This window comes from Aeromonas aquatilis, from assembly GCF_054052405.1.
Window position 1 is genome coordinate 58,262 of the sequence record NZ_JBSTYP010000012.1, and the last position, 15,125, is coordinate 73,386.

The 15,125-nt window shown below is 59.8% G+C and carries 14 protein-coding genes and 2 tRNA genes; 4 read left to right on the forward strand and 12 right to left on the reverse strand.

The window, feature by feature from the left end:
* Positions 1–132: 132 nt before the first annotated feature.
* The 3 genes from ACW5W8_RS06515 to ACW5W8_RS06525 form a co-directional block, all read right to left on the reverse strand.
* Positions 133–1,128, reverse strand: coding sequence for an LpxL/LpxP family acyltransferase (locus ACW5W8_RS06515; protein ID WP_498626971.1), 996 nt, complete (start codon positions 1,126–1,128; stop codon positions 133–135).
* 150 nt (positions 1,129–1,278) lie between these two features.
* Positions 1,279–2,268: a lauroyl-Kdo(2)-lipid IV(A) myristoyltransferase gene (gene lpxM / locus ACW5W8_RS06520; protein WP_498626972.1), complete on the reverse strand. Its 990-nt coding sequence runs from the start codon at positions 2,266–2,268 to the stop codon at positions 1,279–1,281.
* A 255-nt stretch (positions 2,269–2,523) separates the two neighbouring features.
* Complete coding sequence (locus ACW5W8_RS06525) at positions 2,524–3,516, reverse strand: TDT family transporter (RefSeq protein WP_498626973.1); 993 nt, start codon at positions 3,514–3,516, stop codon at positions 2,524–2,526.
* Positions 3,517–3,618: 102 nt separating this feature from the next.
* On the opposite strand from ACW5W8_RS06525, the gene ACW5W8_RS06530 reads away from it, so the two are divergent.
* The gene (locus ACW5W8_RS06530; protein WP_498626974.1) at positions 3,619–4,518 is read left to right on the forward strand and encodes a LysR substrate-binding domain-containing protein; all 900 of its coding nucleotides are present in this window, start codon (positions 3,619–3,621) and stop codon (positions 4,516–4,518) included.
* 74 nt (positions 4,519–4,592) lie between these two features.
* On the opposite strand, the gene nfo is transcribed toward ACW5W8_RS06530, so the two are convergent.
* The 5 genes from nfo to ACW5W8_RS06555 form a co-directional block, all read right to left on the reverse strand.
* A complete protein-coding gene (nfo, locus tag ACW5W8_RS06535; RefSeq protein ID WP_498626975.1) occupies positions 4,593–5,435 on the reverse strand; it encodes a deoxyribonuclease IV in 843 nt (280 codons plus the stop codon).
* Positions 5,436–5,742: 307 nt separating this feature from the next.
* Positions 5,743–6,072: a YbaB/EbfC family nucleoid-associated protein gene (locus ACW5W8_RS06540; RefSeq protein ID WP_005333445.1), complete on the reverse strand. Its 330-nt coding sequence runs from the start codon at positions 6,070–6,072 to the stop codon at positions 5,743–5,745.
* A gap of 114 nt (positions 6,073–6,186) precedes the next feature.
* Positions 6,187–8,739: a DNA polymerase III subunit gamma/tau gene (gene dnaX, locus ACW5W8_RS06545; RefSeq protein ID WP_498626976.1), complete on the reverse strand. Its 2,553-nt coding sequence runs from the start codon at positions 8,737–8,739 to the stop codon at positions 6,187–6,189.
* A gap of 172 nt (positions 8,740–8,911) precedes the next feature.
* Positions 8,912–9,457 (reverse strand): adenine phosphoribosyltransferase, encoded by a 546-nt coding sequence (gene apt / locus ACW5W8_RS06550; RefSeq protein ID WP_005352403.1) that lies wholly within the window; start codon positions 9,455–9,457, stop codon positions 8,912–8,914.
* Positions 9,458–9,591: 134 nt separating this feature from the next.
* Positions 9,592–9,969 carry a YbaN family protein gene (locus tag ACW5W8_RS06555; protein WP_064335934.1) on the reverse strand — a complete coding sequence of 126 codons (378 nt, stop codon included), beginning with the start codon at positions 9,967–9,969 and terminating at the stop codon, positions 9,592–9,594.
* A gap of 123 nt (positions 9,970–10,092) precedes the next feature.
* Between ACW5W8_RS06555 and dusC the strand changes: the two genes are divergently transcribed.
* From dusC to ACW5W8_RS06570, 3 genes are all read left to right on the forward strand, one after another.
* Complete coding sequence (gene dusC, locus ACW5W8_RS06560) at positions 10,093–11,037, forward strand: tRNA dihydrouridine(16) synthase DusC (protein ID WP_498626977.1); 945 nt, start codon at positions 10,093–10,095, stop codon at positions 11,035–11,037.
* A gap of 97 nt (positions 11,038–11,134) precedes the next feature.
* Positions 11,135–11,503: a TraR/DksA family transcriptional regulator gene (locus ACW5W8_RS06565; RefSeq protein WP_498626978.1), complete on the forward strand. Its 369-nt coding sequence runs from the start codon at positions 11,135–11,137 to the stop codon at positions 11,501–11,503.
* 140 nt (positions 11,504–11,643) lie between these two features.
* Positions 11,644–12,384 carry a substrate-binding periplasmic protein gene (locus tag ACW5W8_RS06570; protein ID WP_498626979.1) on the forward strand — a complete coding sequence of 247 codons (741 nt, stop codon included), beginning with the start codon at positions 11,644–11,646 and terminating at the stop codon, positions 12,382–12,384.
* A gap of 96 nt (positions 12,385–12,480) precedes the next feature.
* On the opposite strand, the gene yjjG is transcribed toward ACW5W8_RS06570, so the two are convergent.
* The 4 genes from yjjG to ACW5W8_RS06590 all read right to left on the reverse strand — a co-directional run bounded on the left by yjjG (position 12,481) and on the right by ACW5W8_RS06590 (position 15,088).
* Positions 12,481–13,161, reverse strand: coding sequence for a pyrimidine 5'-nucleotidase (gene yjjG / locus ACW5W8_RS06575; protein ID WP_498626980.1), 681 nt, complete (start codon positions 13,159–13,161; stop codon positions 12,481–12,483).
* 14 nt (positions 13,162–13,175) lie between these two features.
* Entirely contained in the window at positions 13,176–14,675 is a 1,500-nt protein-coding gene (locus tag ACW5W8_RS06580) for a M17 family metallopeptidase (RefSeq protein WP_498627004.1), read from the reverse strand.
* Between the two features lie 171 nt (positions 14,676–14,846).
* A tRNA-Met gene (locus ACW5W8_RS06585) sits at positions 14,847–14,923 on the reverse strand.
* An 88-nt stretch (positions 14,924–15,011) separates the two neighbouring features.
* Positions 15,012–15,088 (reverse strand) — tRNA-Met (locus tag ACW5W8_RS06590).
* Positions 15,089–15,125 lie beyond the last annotated feature (37 nt).

The following is a 15,125-nucleotide window of genomic DNA, read 5'->3' on the forward strand; positions in this document are numbered from 1 at the left end:
CTTTCATAAGACACCCTGTTATCCCCTGTTTGCGCTGTTTTTGTCCACCCGTTCGCCTTAAAAACCACCAGCAGCAGACCAAATACGAAAGGCGCCTGTGCCAACAAAAATGGCCCGCAAGCGGGCCAATTTTCAAGGTTCGGGCGGCAAACCCTGACGAATACGCTGGATCCCCGCTTCATAGAGGCCGTCATCCCCCTCTTGATGCTCCTGGGTTTCAAAGATCTTGAGAAACCACATGTATTGCTCGGGATGACGGGCCACCTGCCTCTCCACCACCCGGTTCATGGCGTTGACATCAGCCAGCAGATCGGCGGTGGGATAAGGGTCAAACGGCGGCTCGATCTCCAGCAGATAGCGCCCCTCATCCTCGTCATAGCTGGCGAAGATGGGCACGGCTCTGGCGCCAGTCAGCTTCACCAGCTTGGGCAGCGCGGGCAGGGTTGCCTTGGGGCGGCCAAAAAAGGGAACAAACACGCTCGCCTCACGGCCGTGATCCTGATCCGGTAGATAGAAGAAACTGGCACCGGCACGGATCGACTTGATCGCCGGTTTGATCCCGGCGCTGCGCTCATAGACCTTGCCTGCTTTGGCCCGCTCGCGGTTGATGTACCAGTCGAACACCTGATCTTTCGGGCTCTTCATCATGGTGCACATCTCGATGCCCATCATGGAGAAGTAGCGGCCAATCATGTCGACCGCCCAGGTGTGAGGCACCACCAGGATCACCGGGCGGCCCGCAGCCTGCTCCGCCTGCACATGCTCCCAGCCGGTGACCTTGATGCGGCGGGTCAGCCGCGCCTTGCTGCGCCAGCTGAGCTCGCCAAAGCCCATAAAGGTCTTGAGCCCAACCCGGATCGATTTGAGCAGCAGCGCCTGCCGGGCGGTGCTATCCAGCTTGGGAAAGCAGATCTTGAGGTTGGTATCGGCGATATAGGCCTGCTTTTTCGACAAGCGCAGCAGGGGCGGTGAGACCAGATCGGCAACGCGATCTCGCAGCCTCGCCGGGATAAATGCCAGCAGGGAGAGCAGGCCCAGCGCGCACCAACTGCCCCACCATTTGGGATGCAGCAGGCGAGTATGAAATGAGGTATCAAATACCGGATCTAACGGGGACATGGCAGCCATCAAGTCATCAAAAACAAACGGTTATTGTAGTTATCCTGATATTTTTTTCTACCCTGTGCAGGCTCGCTGCCGACCAACAAAACACAGATCAGACGAGTTATCATAAAAAATGGCCCACCAGGGGCCATTTCAATCAATTCAGATTCAGGATCAGCCGTGAGGCGACAACCCCTTGCGGATCCGCTGGATCCCCGCCTCGTAGAGGCCATCCAGCCCCTCCTGACCTTCACGGGTATCGAAGATCTTGAGGAACCACATGTACTGGCCCGGATGGCGCGTCAGCTGCTGTTGCACCATGTCGTTCATCCGACAGGTATCGGCCATCACATCCTCGGTGGGATAGTTGTCAAACGGGGCATCTATCTCAAGTCGGTAGCAGTGGTTCGCTTCGTCATAGCAGGCGAGCAGCGGCACCGCCTTAGCGCCACTGACCTGCACCAGACGGGGCAAAGCAGGCAGGGTCGCTTTGGGATAACCAAAGAAGGGGGCGAAGATGCTCTTCTCGCGGCCATGATCCTGATCCGGCAGATAGAAGAAGCTGCGACCGCTCTTAATGGTTCTGATCACCGCCTTGATCCCGGCGCTGCGCTCATAGACGCGGCAACCGTTCTTTGCTCGTGCCCGGTTGAGGTGCCAGTCAAACACCGGATTGCGTGCCCGTTTCATCATGGTGCACATGGGGACCCCGCGCTGGGTGAAGCAGTAACCGGCGGCATCCACCGGCCAGGTATGGGGCACCACCAGGATCACCGGGCGACCGGCAGCCCGCTCCGCCTCGATATGCTCCCAACCGATCACCTGCATCCGGCTCATCAGATAACGCTGACTGCGCATGGTGAACTCGCCAAATCCCAACAGACTCTTGAGGCCGACCCGGATCGAGGTCAGTGCAATGGCATCGCGCTCTTCCGGGCTCTTGTCCGGGAAGCAGATCTCCAGATTGGTTCTGGCGATATAGATCTGTTTTTTCGATATACGAAACACCAGCGGTGCCAAGACTTCGGCCAAACGGTCGCGCAATTGCACCGGCACAAAGGCCAGCAGCATCAGCACACCGAGCGCCAGCCAGCTGAACCAGTAGCGGGGATGCAGAAAACGGGCTTCAAAAGAGGAGTCAAATACGGGATCTTGGGACGACATGTATCGGGGTCGAGCGAAAAAGTGGTGCTGCATTGTAGTCGTCCTGACAGGTAATACCAGTTAAATCCATGGCAAATAGCCTGCCACAGGCGCCACATCAAAAAACCATAAAAAAATGCCCCGCACTGCGGGGCATTTTGCTCGTTACACAACCAGGGAGGAGGCTCTTTGTCCATCCATCGTATGACTGGTCGCTTATCCCGTCGCTCTCTGAGCGCACTGCTTATCCACTTCCCGATGTAACATCATCAAGAGTTAGCGGTGAGCCCCCTGGCGAGCCATGCCGTTGTTCATTGCTGTATCACGCTGCGGCAGAAAAAACATCAGGTAACGCAGTGCCACATAGCCGACGATGACGGTGGCGACGCCCAGCTCGAAGTGGGCCAGCAGTCTGATCTGCTCGACGTAGTGACTCCCTTGCGCAAACCCTTCCACCAGATGGGCCACTTTGAACAGGGCGGTTGCACCGATCACCAGCGGGAAGGTGAAGGCGGCATAACCCGGCGAGAAGGGCAGACGCAGCAGTTTGATGAAGGCCAGATAGATGATGCCGGTCATCAGGATGGCGATCCCCAGCAGCACGGCCACCAGCAGCAAGGAAGGATCCTGGCTGACGGTCAGGTAACCGGCCAGAGAGAGGCTGGCAGGGGCCGCCAGAATGGCGATAGTCGGTTTGGCCGCATCCGGCACTTCATGGCTGAAGATCAGGCGATAGAGCATCAGCGGCAGCATCAGGCCGTAGCAGATGATCCCGAACCAGAGCAGGCCGTTGGCCAGCGGGGCAAACTGACCACCCGGGAAGGCGACGTCAGCCACGATGATGCCCACCGGCGGCACGAACCAGCTCGGCACCATGTGGTGGATTTCAAACTCTTTGGCGCGATGCCAGATAAAGGTGGCCAGAAACAGCAGGTGAACTGCGACAGCAAACAGCCAGAGGGCCTCGCCCGCTTGCGGCGCAATCATACCCAACGCTTTGGAGACCACCATGGTGCCCATGGCATAGGTCGGTACCACACTGCCCACCACGGGGTGAGCGAGATCCTGCAACAGCAGGCGGGGGTGAAGCAGAAACTTGAAGGTCAGAATCACCAGCAGCACGGCCGCAATGGCAGCGCCGAGCAGTTGCATCCGGCCATCGAAGTGACCGGCATTTTCCCAACACCAACCAAGGCTGGCGATGCCCAGCGCCAGACCCGCCATGGGGGTTGGGGCGGCAGCCAGTGATTTACGGGTTCTTGCGATCATGATGACACCTTTCTATTGATGGCTATGGCGATAGGATAATGGCCCCTTATCGTTTACGATATCTAAATGAATTGAATCAATCATTCGGGAAAACCAAACACAATGAAACTGACCCTGCAGCAGCTGAAAGTGTTCGCCACCATTGCCCGCTATGGGAATCTTGGCCTTGCCGCCAACGAGCTCTGCCTGAGCAAGGGGGCTGTCTCCCAGTCGCTGCAGGAGCTGGAGCGCCAGCTCTCCACCCCGTTGTTTGACCGCATTCACCCCAGATTGCAGCTCAACAATGAGGGGCGACTGCTGCAACCGGCCGCCGAAGAGCTGCTGACCCGGATGCAGGATATCGAGAACCTGTTCAGCCCCAATGCCGAACCGAGCGGCCAGCTTCGCCTTGGTGCCAGCCAGACCATCGGCAACTACCTGCTCCCCACCCTGCTCGCCAGCAGCAAGCATGAGCTGGGGCTCCCCCCCAAGGTGACCATCAACAACACTCACCTGCTCTGCCATGCGCTGGCCAACTTCGAGCTGGATATGGCACTGATTGAGGGGGAGAACCACCACCCCGACCTGCTCGCCGAACCCTGGCTGCAGGACGAGATGCTGGTGGTAGCCCCACCCGGTCACCCGCTTGCCAACAAGAAGGAGCTCTCCCTCTCCCGACTGGGGGGCGAGACCTGGGTATTGCGTGAAGCGCAATCGGGCAGCCGCGAGCAGTTTATCCTGCAGATCCAGCCCGAGCTGCCTCGCTGGCAACCAGGGCTTGAACTCAACACTCTGGAGGCGGTGATGCTGGCGGTGGAGAAGGGGCTTGGCATCTCTTTTATCTCCCGGCTGGCAGCCTCGGATCGCCTGGCCGAAGGGCGGCTGATCGCCCTGCCCCTCTCCCGTCGCTTCCCGCGCCAGCTCTCCCTGATCTGGCACAAGCAGAAGTACCACTCCACCTCCCTGCGCCACTTTATCCACTTCTGCCGGGCTCAGGTGAAGGATGCCGAGGTGAGCCGCTAGCAGACCTGCCCGCCAATAGCGGAAAAAGCAGAGAGGGAGCCACGGCTCCCTCCCTTTTATTTGCTCGCTGAGTATCACTTCGCCAGACTGCGCAACCAGCTGATCTCCTCGCCCCAGATGGACTCGTCTATGGTCTCGAGGATCAGCGGAATGCGATCAAAACGGTCATCGTTCATGATGTGGTGGAATACCGCCTCCCCCAGATTCCCCTCGCGCAGGCTGTGGTGGCGATCGACCCGACTGCCGAAGGTGCACTTGGCGCCGTTGATATGCATCCCCTTGAGATACTGAAAACCTACCGTGCGGTCGAACTCGGCAAAGACGGCGGCACAGCTCTCGGCGGTGCGCAGATCATAACCCGCAGCAAAGGCGTGGCAGGTATCGAAGCAGATCCCGACCCGGCTTTTGTCCTCCACCCCCTCGATAATGGTGGCGAGCTGCTCGAACGACCAGCCGAGGTTGGTCCCCTGCCCGGCGGTATTTTCTATTACCGCCGTCACCCCTTCACTGCGCTCCAGCGCCCAGTTAATGGATTCACTCACCAGCTTGAGGCTGGCCGCCTCTGGGATCTGCTTGAGATGGCTGCCGGGGTGAAAATTGAGGTAACAAAGCCCCAGCTGCTCGCAGCGCTTCATCTCGTCGAGAAACGCATCACGGGATTTGGCAAGGCCATCGGGATCGGGGTGACCCAGATTGATGAGGTAGCTATCGTGGGGCAGGATCTGCTCCGGCAGAAAACCGGCCTTGTCGCAGGCAGCCTTGAAGGCGCGGATGGTAGCATCCGACAAGGGGGCCGCCTGCCACTGACGCTGATTCTTGGTAAAGAGGGCAAACGCGTTGGCCCCGATGGCCTGGGCGCGGGCGATGGTATTCTCCACCCCGCCGGCCGCACTGACGTGGGCTCCGATATATTTCATACAATCTCCTCGATACGGCAAGCCGCCATTATGCCGATCCCGCCCGGCCACGCCAAACCGGGATATCCGATAGCGGGTATCGACAAATAGCGCCGCCTTGGCAAGGCGGCAGCGTTTCATGGCGCAATCGGCCTGCGTCTCCCCAGAAGGGGTAGTTAGAGCCCGTCCACGCCAGCATGGCGCCCATAAAAAAACGCAGCGTATCGCCTGAGCAATAACGCTGCGTCTTTGGGTCTCTCGGCCGCCCCCCTTGCCGTGGCCCGAATGGCCAGCGGCAAGGGAGCAAGAATGCGCGGGGAGAGTCGCCTTAGAAGGGCATCTTGAAGCCTGGCGGCAGTTGCATGCCACCGGTCAGTTCGCCCATCTTGGCCTTGTTCTGCTCTTCCACACGGCGCACGGCATCGTTGCAAGCGGCGGCGACCAGATCTTCCAGCAGCTCCTTGTCATCTTCCATCAGGGAGGGGTCGATCTCGATGCGACGGACGCTGTGGCTACCGGTCATGGTGACCTTGACCATACCAGCACCGGCTTCACCGGTCACTTCCATCTGAGCCAGCTGCTCCTGCGCCTTCTGCATACGCTCTTGCATCTGTTGGGCCTGTTTCATCAGGTTCCCCATTCCACCTTTACCAAACATATGTCGTCTCTCGTCTTGAAATCCGGCATCCAGCGCCGGGCTGTGGGCTTGTCTGTCCTAGATGGGGACAGCCAAACTGCTTTTCAACCGGAAGCAAGCTCCCGGCCACGGAATTTAGCGGTTGAGGGGCTCGATGCTCTCGTGATGCAGCACGGCACCAAACCGCTGAACTAAAAACTGCACGTTGGGATCCTGCTCCAGATCCCGGGTCACCTGCTCGCGCACCCCGAGATAAAGGCGATGTTCGATCTCAAGAGGGGTCTCCTTGTCAGGCACCACACCGAGCGTCACCTCGACCTGCACCGGTTGACCCAGCGCTGGCCCGATGATCTCGGCCAGATCGGCGCGCGCCTTGTCGCTCACCAGATGGCGCTGCTCGGGCTTGAGGGTTAGCAGTACCTTGTCCCCTTCCCGCGTCATCACCGAGTTGATGGCCAGCTGGCGCAGCCGCCCTCCCACCTGAGTGTGAGCGATCAACTCGGCCCAAGGGTCGCCGCAACCATTGAGCAGCGAGGAGGGAATCAGACGGGTCGCCTCCCCCTCTTGCGGCTCGCTGTCGCTCTCGAGCTCATCCCAGTCGATGGTCTCCATCACCGGCTGAGGGGGCTCGCTCTGCGTCACGGGTGCAGCAGCCACCGCCGTGGTAACAACGGGCGGCTGGGTCGCTGGGGCGGGCGTCACCGCAGGCGCCGCAGCGCTGCGCTCACCGGGTCGATAGCTCGGCTGCCCGTCGAGATCCCAGGGTGGCAGATCGGTTGGCTGGGCCGGTGCCGTGACGGGAGCGAGGCTCATCACCGGAGTCTGCTCGGCAAAGCCCTGATTGAGGTACTCTTCGTAATCGCCGTTATCACCCTGCGGCTCGTAACCGTCGCCATAGAGATCCACCGGCGGCAGATCATCATAGTAACCCATCGCCGCCATCCCCTGCCCGGCCGGTTGGCTGACCGGAGCTGGCTGTTGGGTGACGACCGGTGCAGCGGCGGGCGCGACAGGGCGAGCTGGCGCAACCGGCACTGCGCGCGGTGCGGGCGCTGCCGGGGCATCCTGACCACGCTGGCGGCTGCGCAGCATATTTCGCTTGCCAAGCAGGCTCTGCATGCTCGATACCGCTGAAACAGCTTCAGGATCTGCAACCGGCGCGGTTGTCGGTTCGAGCGCGGGCTCGGCTGCAGATTCGAAGGCGGCGGTCAGCGATTCGCCACGGGAATAGTCGGTATCGGCTGCGGCAGGCGCTCGATCATCAGCATCTGCGGGCTGTGCGGCTGAGTGCGCTGGCACATCGGGCTGCGCATGGGGTAACGCGGGCTCGGGTTGATACCCCATGCCTGCGGCTTCACGCAGCAACTCATCCTGCTGGCTGAACAGCTCGGCGGCTTGCGCCTCCTCCTCGCTATCGGCGGGGTTGCCGATGTCATCCGCCATCGCAGGCAGGGAGACATTAACCGCGGGCACGGCGCCGCTGATCGGTGTCACTGAGGCCGATTCAGCGGCCGGGCGCTTTCCCGGCAAGGAGGCTACCGGAGTGGCATTGCTCGTCATTGACGGGGGCAGCGCAGTGAGGCTGGCCGAATGCAGGGCATCGCGCCGTGGCGAAAAGGCGAGCATCCGCAGGCAGGTCATCTCCAGCGCGGTGCGGCCATCGGGGGCCCAGGGCAGATCTTTACGGCCACCCAGCACAATCTGGTAGCAGAGCTGCACCTCTTCCGGACTCATCGCCTTGGCCAGTTGCAGCAGGGAATCGGCATCCGCCCCCTGCTCCTGCACGCTGGCAGGCAGCAGCTGCGCCATGGCGATGCGATGGAGCAAGCCTTCCAGCTCGGCGTGAAGCTGATCAAAATCGGGGCCCAGGGTGGCAATCTCGGTGATCTTGGCCATGGTCGCGGGGGCATCTTGCCGCAAAATGGCTTCCAGCAGCTGGTGCAGATGGCGGTGATCGAGCGTGCCCAGCATCGCCAGCACGCTGTCGAGGCGCACGCTGCCATTACCGTGGGCAAGCGCCTGATCGGTCAGGCTCAAGGCATCGCGCATACTGCCGTCGGCGGCCTTGGCCAGGGCCAGCAGGGCACGCGGCTCGAAGGGCTGCCCCTCCTGATCCAGCACCCATTCGAGCTGCTTGGCGATCTGGGTCTGATCCAGACTCTTCAGATGAAACTGCAGGCAGCGCGAGAGGATAGTGATCGGCAGCTTCTGTGGATCCGTGGTGGCCAGCAGAAACTTCACATAGGGGGGCGGCTCTTCCAGGGTTTTCAGCAGCGCGTTGAAGCTGTGGCGCGACAACATGTGCACTTCATCGATGAGGTAGACCTTGAAGCGGCCGCGGGCCGGGCGGTACTGCACGTTGTCGAGCAGCTCGCGGGTATCTTCCACCTTGGTGCGGGACGCCGCGTCAATCTCCAGCAGGTCAACAAAGTTGCCCTGATCGATCTCGCGGCAGGTATCGCAGACGCCGCACGGGTGGCTGCTGATCCCCTGCTCGCAGTTGAGGCTCTTGGCCAGAATACGGGCGATGGTGGTCTTGCCGACCCCGCGGGTACCGCTCAGCAGATAGGCGTGATGCAGCCGTCCCTGATCCAGGGCGTTGGTCAAGGCGGTCAGCACATGTTGCTGGCCTACCACTTGTTCAAACGTATGGGGGCGCCATTTACGCGCCAGAACCTGATAGCTCATAAATCCATCATGCAGGGAAGACAGGGCATTGAGGCCGGATGCTAACACAAATGGCGGGCTGGCTGTATCGGCTATCGGTCAGAGCGGGAGGGATCGCTTGATTTTCAAACCGATGCCCGCAAGGGCACCGGTTCAATGCAGGCCCGATGCAGAGGATCGGGCCGAAGAGGCATTACTCGCCGGCCAGCTCGACCAGTGAGACCACCTTGATGCCAGCAGCAGTCAGGCGGGCATCGCCCCCCAGAGACGGCAGGGAGATGATGAAGGCCGCATCGGCCACTTCACCACCGGCGCGGCGGATCAGCTTGACGGTCGCATCAACGGTACCACCGGTCGCCAGCAGATCGTCCACGACCAGCACTTTGTCACCGGGCACGATGGCATCGGTGTGCAGTTGCAGGGTGTCGGTGCCGTACTCGAGGGCATAGGACTCCTCGATCACTTCGCGCGGCAGCTTGCCCGGCTTGCGAACCGGCACGAAGCCCAGCCCCATGGCATAGGCAACCGGCGCGCCAAAGATGAAGCCGCGGGCTTCGGTGCCAACAATCTTGGTGATCCCTTGATCACGATAATGATTGGCCAGCAGATCGATGGTGGCCTTGAAGGCCTCAGCGTTCTCGATCAGGCTGGTAATGTCACGAAACAGAATGCCCGGCTTCGGATAGTCGGGAATGGTCTTGATGCTTGCTTCGATAAATTTCAGGGTTTCCGGATTCATGTGTTGACCGCTTATTTTTTTGACCCAGGGGTGGCCATTTTTTCTCAATTCCCTTCTGCGGGAAATAAAAAAGCCTGTCACGCAAAAATGACAGGCCGACTCCATAGCATTATTGCTGCAATAGCTTAGGGACTTCACTTCACCATTGCAACTGGCTCCAGCACTGGCAGACGCATTAACCAGGTGAGCAGGATCACCATTATGATAACCAGCAGCCCCTTGACCCACAGCAGTGGTACCACCGCCAGCGACACCGAAAAGGTGAGCAAAATGAAGATAATGGCGCGCCGTCTGGCCTGACGACGAATGCCGCGATACTGCTGCCAATCCACAATGGGCGGACCAAACCAGGGATGGGTCAGCAACCAGCGATGAAAACGGGGCGATGAGCGGGCAAACAGGGCGGCAGCCAGCAACATGAAGGGGGTAGTCGGCAAGAGCGGCAGCACAATGCCCACAATACCGGTGGCAAATGCCAGCCACCCGAGCGCCATCAGACACCAACGCTTCATTCCTTCTCCTTGCATAATTTATCTCCCTCTAGCCTAACAGAGTTTGAGCGGGTGCTGACAGCGGGCCGCAACCCCACTACAATCTGCGCTCTTTTTTCTTGCCACTCTCGTCGGAAAGCCGTTATGCGCGTTATTTTGGCCCCCATGCAGGGGGTACTGGATCACCTGATGCGGGAGGTTCTCACCTCCGTCAATGATTACGATCTCTGCGTGAGCGAGTTTATCCGGGTCGTCGATCAGCTGCTGCCCGCCAAGGTGTTCTACCGCCTCTGCCCCGAACTGCTGCAAGATGGCAAAACCCGCGCCGGCACCCCGGTACGGGTGCAACTGCTGGGGCAGCACCCCGAGTGGCTGGCCGAGAACGCCGTGCGCGCCATCGAACTGGGCTCCCCCGGGGTCGATCTCAACTTCGGCTGCCCCGCCCCCACGGTCAACAAGAGCAAGGGCGGAGCAGTGCTGCTCAAAGAGCCCGATACCATCTACCGCATCGTCAAGGCGGTGCGCGACGCAGTGCCCGCCCACCTGCCGGTGAGCGCCAAAATTCGCCTCGGTTACGATGACAAGGAACTCTATCTGGAGAACGCCCAGGCGGTCTTGCAGGGAGGGGCCAACGAGCTGGCCGTCCATGCCCGCACCAAGCGCGAAGGGTACAAGGCCCCCGCCCACTGGGAGTATGTGGACGCCATTCGCCGCGCCCTGCCCATTCCCGTCATCGCCAACGGCGAGATTTGGGATCATAAAGATGCCCTCGCCTGCGCCAGGGTCTCGGGTTGCGATGCGCTAATGGTCGGGCGAGGCGCCATCTCCCTGCCCAATCTGGCCAACGTAATGAAAACCGGCAGCCCCCACATGAGTTGGGCCGAGGTGCTGCAGTTGATGGTGAGCTACACCGAGCAGGATCTGGCCAGCGAGAAAGCCGACTACTATCCCAGTCGCATCAAGCAGTGGTTCAGCTACCTCAAGCGAGAATATCCCGAAGCCGACCTCCTGTTTCGTGATATCAGGGTGCTGAAAGAGACTGCACCTATTCGCGAGGCATTGTTGTACGCGGCCAAAAGTGTGGGCTAACCGTCTTTTACTTGACACATGTCATCTTGATAAATCTGTCGCTTCCCTATACTGCCCCGAATCTGTCGTCTGTCCTGTGGAGGATAATGTGTGTGAAATGACGCAAGCACAGTTGGCTGTCTGGCGTAATCGCCTGCAGTCCGACTGGGCGCATGTAAGGGAAACGCTGATCGGCCAGCTCAAAGCCTGCCGTCGTGACGAGTGGGCGGAACAGGTTGATCACTGCGAGCAGGATCAACTGGTTGAACTGACCAGCCGACTGGACCTGCCAAAAGTCGAACAGAGCGTGGCCCGCCTCAAGCGGATCGATGCGGCACTCTGCCAAATGGATCTTGGCCTCTATGGCCTCTGCTCCGATTGTGAAGAGCCGCTTTCCATCGCACAGCTGGAACAGGATCCGAGCCTGCAACGCTGCCCGCGCTGTGAAACCCGCTATCGCAAGGGATTCCACGCCCACGAACTGTGAGGGATGCACATCTGTGCATCCGCTCAACCCTCAGCACTGGTTACTCCGTCGTTCCTGTCCAATACTCAACCGTATCAGCCTGTTCTAGGGGGTGCGTTGTGTACCGACTCTTGTTGTTATGGTGTCTATGTTGCCAGACGATGGCACAGGAGTCATTGGTCGTCGGCTGGGTCAACTGGCAGCCCTTCAGCTTTCGCAATGAACAGCAGCAGCTCCGGGGACTGGATATAGAGCTGCTCAACGCCATCTTCCAACGGGCCGGTTATCAGGCCAAATTCAGTGAAATGCCCTGGGCTCGAGTGCTGCACGAATTGGAATTTGGCACGGTGCAACTGGCTATGTCCGCCAATATCACCGCTGAACGGCAGCAATATGCCCGCTTCAGCCACCCCTACAGGGAAGAGGAGACGGCCATTGTCATCCGTCGGGAAGATGCCGAGCGCTGGCGCGGGATCACCACCCTCGAGCAGCTGATCAACACCCCCGACTTTCATATCGGGGTGCTCAAGGGCTTTGATTACGGCAATGCCTTCCGTCAGTTGATGACTCAACCCGAGTTGCAGCCCCGCCTGCAGATGCGCCTGCGGCAGGAGCAGTTGCTAAAAATGTTGCAAGGGGGGCGGATCCAGGGATTTATTCTGGATCCCCACGGACTGCAGGAGTGGCAGGGTAAGGATGGCGTGCAGGACAAGCTGTATATTCTGCTGCATATCGAACTGACACCAGTTCACCTGATGCTGAGCAAAGAGAGCACCACAGAGGCGCAACTGCAGCGGATCAATCAGGCTATCGATCAATTGAAACAGAGCCCCGACTATCAGCAGATCCTCGATCGCTACCAGTTCAGATCCCTGCATTCACAGGAAAACACTCATAAGTAAGGGGAGCATCTGCTCCCCTTACTTTCTCAAACAGCCCTGGTTACAACTTGCCAGGACGTTTTGGTCACCGATAACGTGATGGATTACTTCTGCCTGTCAGCGTCCCAGCACAATGTCGGCAAGGTGGGCGAAGTGGTGGATTTCGTGGGTGGCATCGCACTCGCCCGCTTGCCGCGCCGGGTTGTACCAGCAGGTTGCCAGCCCCTGCGCCGCCGCCCCGGCAATATCGGTTTTCGGGTTATCCCCCACCATCAGCACCCGGGCCGGATCTGGCTGCCCCATCAGGGAGAGGGTGTGCTGGAAAATAGCTGGCGCCGGCTTGGTCACCCGAATTTCGTCGGAGATCACCAGCGGCTCGAACCACTCGCTCCAGCCCAGTTTGCCGAGCCGCCCCCGCTGAGGCACGCTGAAACCATTGGTAATGATCCCCATCCGAACCTTGCTGCGCAGCTGCTGCAGGGTCTCGACCACCCCTTCGAGAGGCATGCTAAGGGCAATGATCTGCTCCAGAAAGGTGTTGTTCAGCGCCATGGGGTCGGCAGCAACCTGCTGGGCAAACAGCGAGAAACGGGTCTGCTGCAACGCCATCGCGTCAATCTCGCCGTCGTTGTACTGCTGCCAGAGCCCGTGATTGAGGGCGTGGTACTGCGCCATGCTGGCGTCATCGGCCTGTACGCCATAGACCTGCAGGGTGTGCGTCAGCGCGGCAGCGACCGGGAAATCGAGCAGGGTTTCATCCAAATCGAACAGCACCCAGTCATAGCTTGGTTGTTTCACAGAAATCCTTGTTATCAGTCAGATTGATCGGAAGCATGGCGACCGACTCTGCCGAGCGGGCTGGCCAACAGATCCAGCGTGAGCCGCACGCCAAAGCCGGTCACTTCGCTGGAGACCACCCCATTGCCCCCCTTGTTGCGAAAACCGCTCAGGTCGAAGTGCAGCCAGGGAGTCTGCTCGGGCACGAAGTGGGCGAGGAAACGGGCCGCATCGATATGATCCGGCGAACTGCCCGGCGCACATTGCAGCAGATCGGCCCACTCGCTCTCTATGTTGTCGTCATAATCGTCATCAAGCGGGAAGGGCCAGATCCGCTCACCGCTGCGCTGACCCAGATTGACCAGTGATGCCATCCATTCGCTGCGATTGGTAAAGACGCCGCTGTAGCGGCTACCCAACGCCCGTTTGCAGGCCCCGGTCAGGGTTGCGTAATCGAGCAGGAGATCCGGGGTATCCTGCACCGCCATTGCCAGGGTATCGGCCAGTACCATCCGCCCTTCGGCATCGGTATCGACCACCTCGATGGAGGTGCCATTGATGGCGGTCACCACCTCGCCGGGACGATAGGCGTGAGGGCCGATATGGTTCTCGGCAATAGCAAGCCAGCAGTGTACCTCGTAGGGTAGCTGAGCTCGGCTGATGGCGTAGAGGGTGCCCAGCGCCACCGCGCTGCCCCCCATGTCCAGATGCATACCATACATGCTGCCAGAAACCTTGAGGTTATAGCCGCCAGAGTCGTGGCAGATCCCCTTGCCCACCAGCGCGATGCGGCGCACCGGCTTGGGCGGGTAGTAGCTGAGCTTGACCATGGCGCCCTGGTTATCTTCCGAACCACGGGCGACGGCCAGAAACGCCCCCGCCCCCAGCTCGGCCAGCTGGGCCTGATCATAGTGCCGACACATCCACCCCTCATCCTGTGCCAGCTGGTTGACAAACTCGCGATAGCTGGCGGCGGTCAGCTCGGAGGCAGGCAACACTGCCAGATGACGAGCCAACCCGTTGCCCCCCGCTTCGCTGTAAAGGCGCGCCAAGTCCAGCACCACTGCGGGTGAAACCTTGATCTGCTGATAGCTCCAGCTGCTTTCACTGCGGCGCTTGCTGGTGGGCAACGAAATATTGGCGGCAAGCAGGGCTGACAACATCACTTCGGCCAGCATCACTCGCTCGGAGGGAGAAAAACCTTCCAGATGCAGCCCGAGCCGCTCCACATTGAGCCCAGAAAGAGGAGCAATCCAGCCTCTGATCTGTTTATAGAGGCGGTGATCCCGCGTCACACTGCCGGCCACAAACATCACCTGCAACAGGGTATTGCCATGCATCAGGGTAAAGGGTGCTTTTTTCCCCAGCGCAAGCTGGGTCTGGAGACCCGCAAGGGCGGGGAGCGAAAGCAAGGACTCCTTCTGCTCTTCGGCGATCAGCAGCAGTTGCAACGGCAGCCCTTGGGCAAGGGCTTCGGCCAGCGTGGCATCCCGGCTTTCAATAGCAGGAGGAAGATAGGTGAAGGGAGTGATCACAGGTGCGTGCCTCATCCATGAAGAGATACCTGATGATACCCAACAAATGGTTGATACGACCAGTTTTGGTCTTGAAAAAGCGTCAGAAATAGCAGCAATCACCAGATGGTGACGAGTATCAAGAAGGATTGTTCAATGATTGGCGATGCAGGAAGGGAACGTACCGAAAGTTGGTTGCGGGGGCCGGATTTGAACCGACGACCTTCGGGTTATGAGCCCGACGAGCTACCGAGCTGCTCCACCCCGCGTCCGAATTGTCACCCTCAAGCCGAGCAGTAGCTTGCTGGCGTTTGTCTGCTTTCGACTGTTTACACAATCGCATGCTGACGAAAAAGTTGGTTGCGGGGGCCGGATTTGAACCGACGACCTTCGGGTTATGAGCCCGACGAGCTACCGAGCTGCTCCACCCCGCGTCCGAATTGTCACCCTCAAGCCGAGCAGTAGCTTGCT

What these genes read in the sequence shown, in the direction of transcription:
- ACW5W8_RS06515 (WP_498626971.1), bottom strand. Translation starts at nt 1,128, where the DNA reads ATGGCTGCCATGTCCCCGTTAGATCCGGTATTTGATACCTCATTTCAT.
- lpxM (WP_498626972.1), bottom strand. Translation starts at nt 2,268, where the DNA reads ATGTCGTCCCAAGATCCCGTATTTGACTCCTCTTTTGAAGCCCGTTTT.
- ACW5W8_RS06525 (WP_498626973.1), bottom strand. Translation starts at nt 3,516, where the DNA reads ATGATCGCAAGAACCCGTAAATCACTGGCTGCCGCCCCAACCCCCATG.
- ACW5W8_RS06530 (WP_498626974.1), top strand. Translation starts at nt 3,619, where the DNA reads ATGAAACTGACCCTGCAGCAGCTGAAAGTGTTCGCCACCATTGCCCGC.
- nfo (WP_498626975.1), bottom strand. Translation starts at nt 5,435, where the DNA reads ATGAAATATATCGGAGCCCACGTCAGTGCGGCCGGCGGGGTGGAGAAT.
- ACW5W8_RS06540 (WP_005333445.1), bottom strand. Translation starts at nt 6,072, where the DNA reads ATGTTTGGTAAAGGTGGAATGGGGAACCTGATGAAACAGGCCCAACAG.
- dnaX (WP_498626976.1), bottom strand. Translation starts at nt 8,739, where the DNA reads ATGAGCTATCAGGTTCTGGCGCGTAAATGGCGCCCCCATACGTTTGAA.
- apt (WP_005352403.1), bottom strand. Translation starts at nt 9,457, where the DNA reads ATGAATCCGGAAACCCTGAAATTTATCGAAGCAAGCATCAAGACCATT.
- ACW5W8_RS06555 (WP_064335934.1), bottom strand. Translation starts at nt 9,969, where the DNA reads ATGAAGCGTTGGTGTCTGATGGCGCTCGGGTGGCTGGCATTTGCCACC.
- dusC (WP_498626977.1), top strand. Translation starts at nt 10,093, where the DNA reads ATGCGCGTTATTTTGGCCCCCATGCAGGGGGTACTGGATCACCTGATG.
- ACW5W8_RS06565 (WP_498626978.1), top strand. Translation starts at nt 11,135, where the DNA reads ATGACGCAAGCACAGTTGGCTGTCTGGCGTAATCGCCTGCAGTCCGAC.
- ACW5W8_RS06570 (WP_498626979.1), top strand. Translation starts at nt 11,644, where the DNA reads ATGGCACAGGAGTCATTGGTCGTCGGCTGGGTCAACTGGCAGCCCTTC.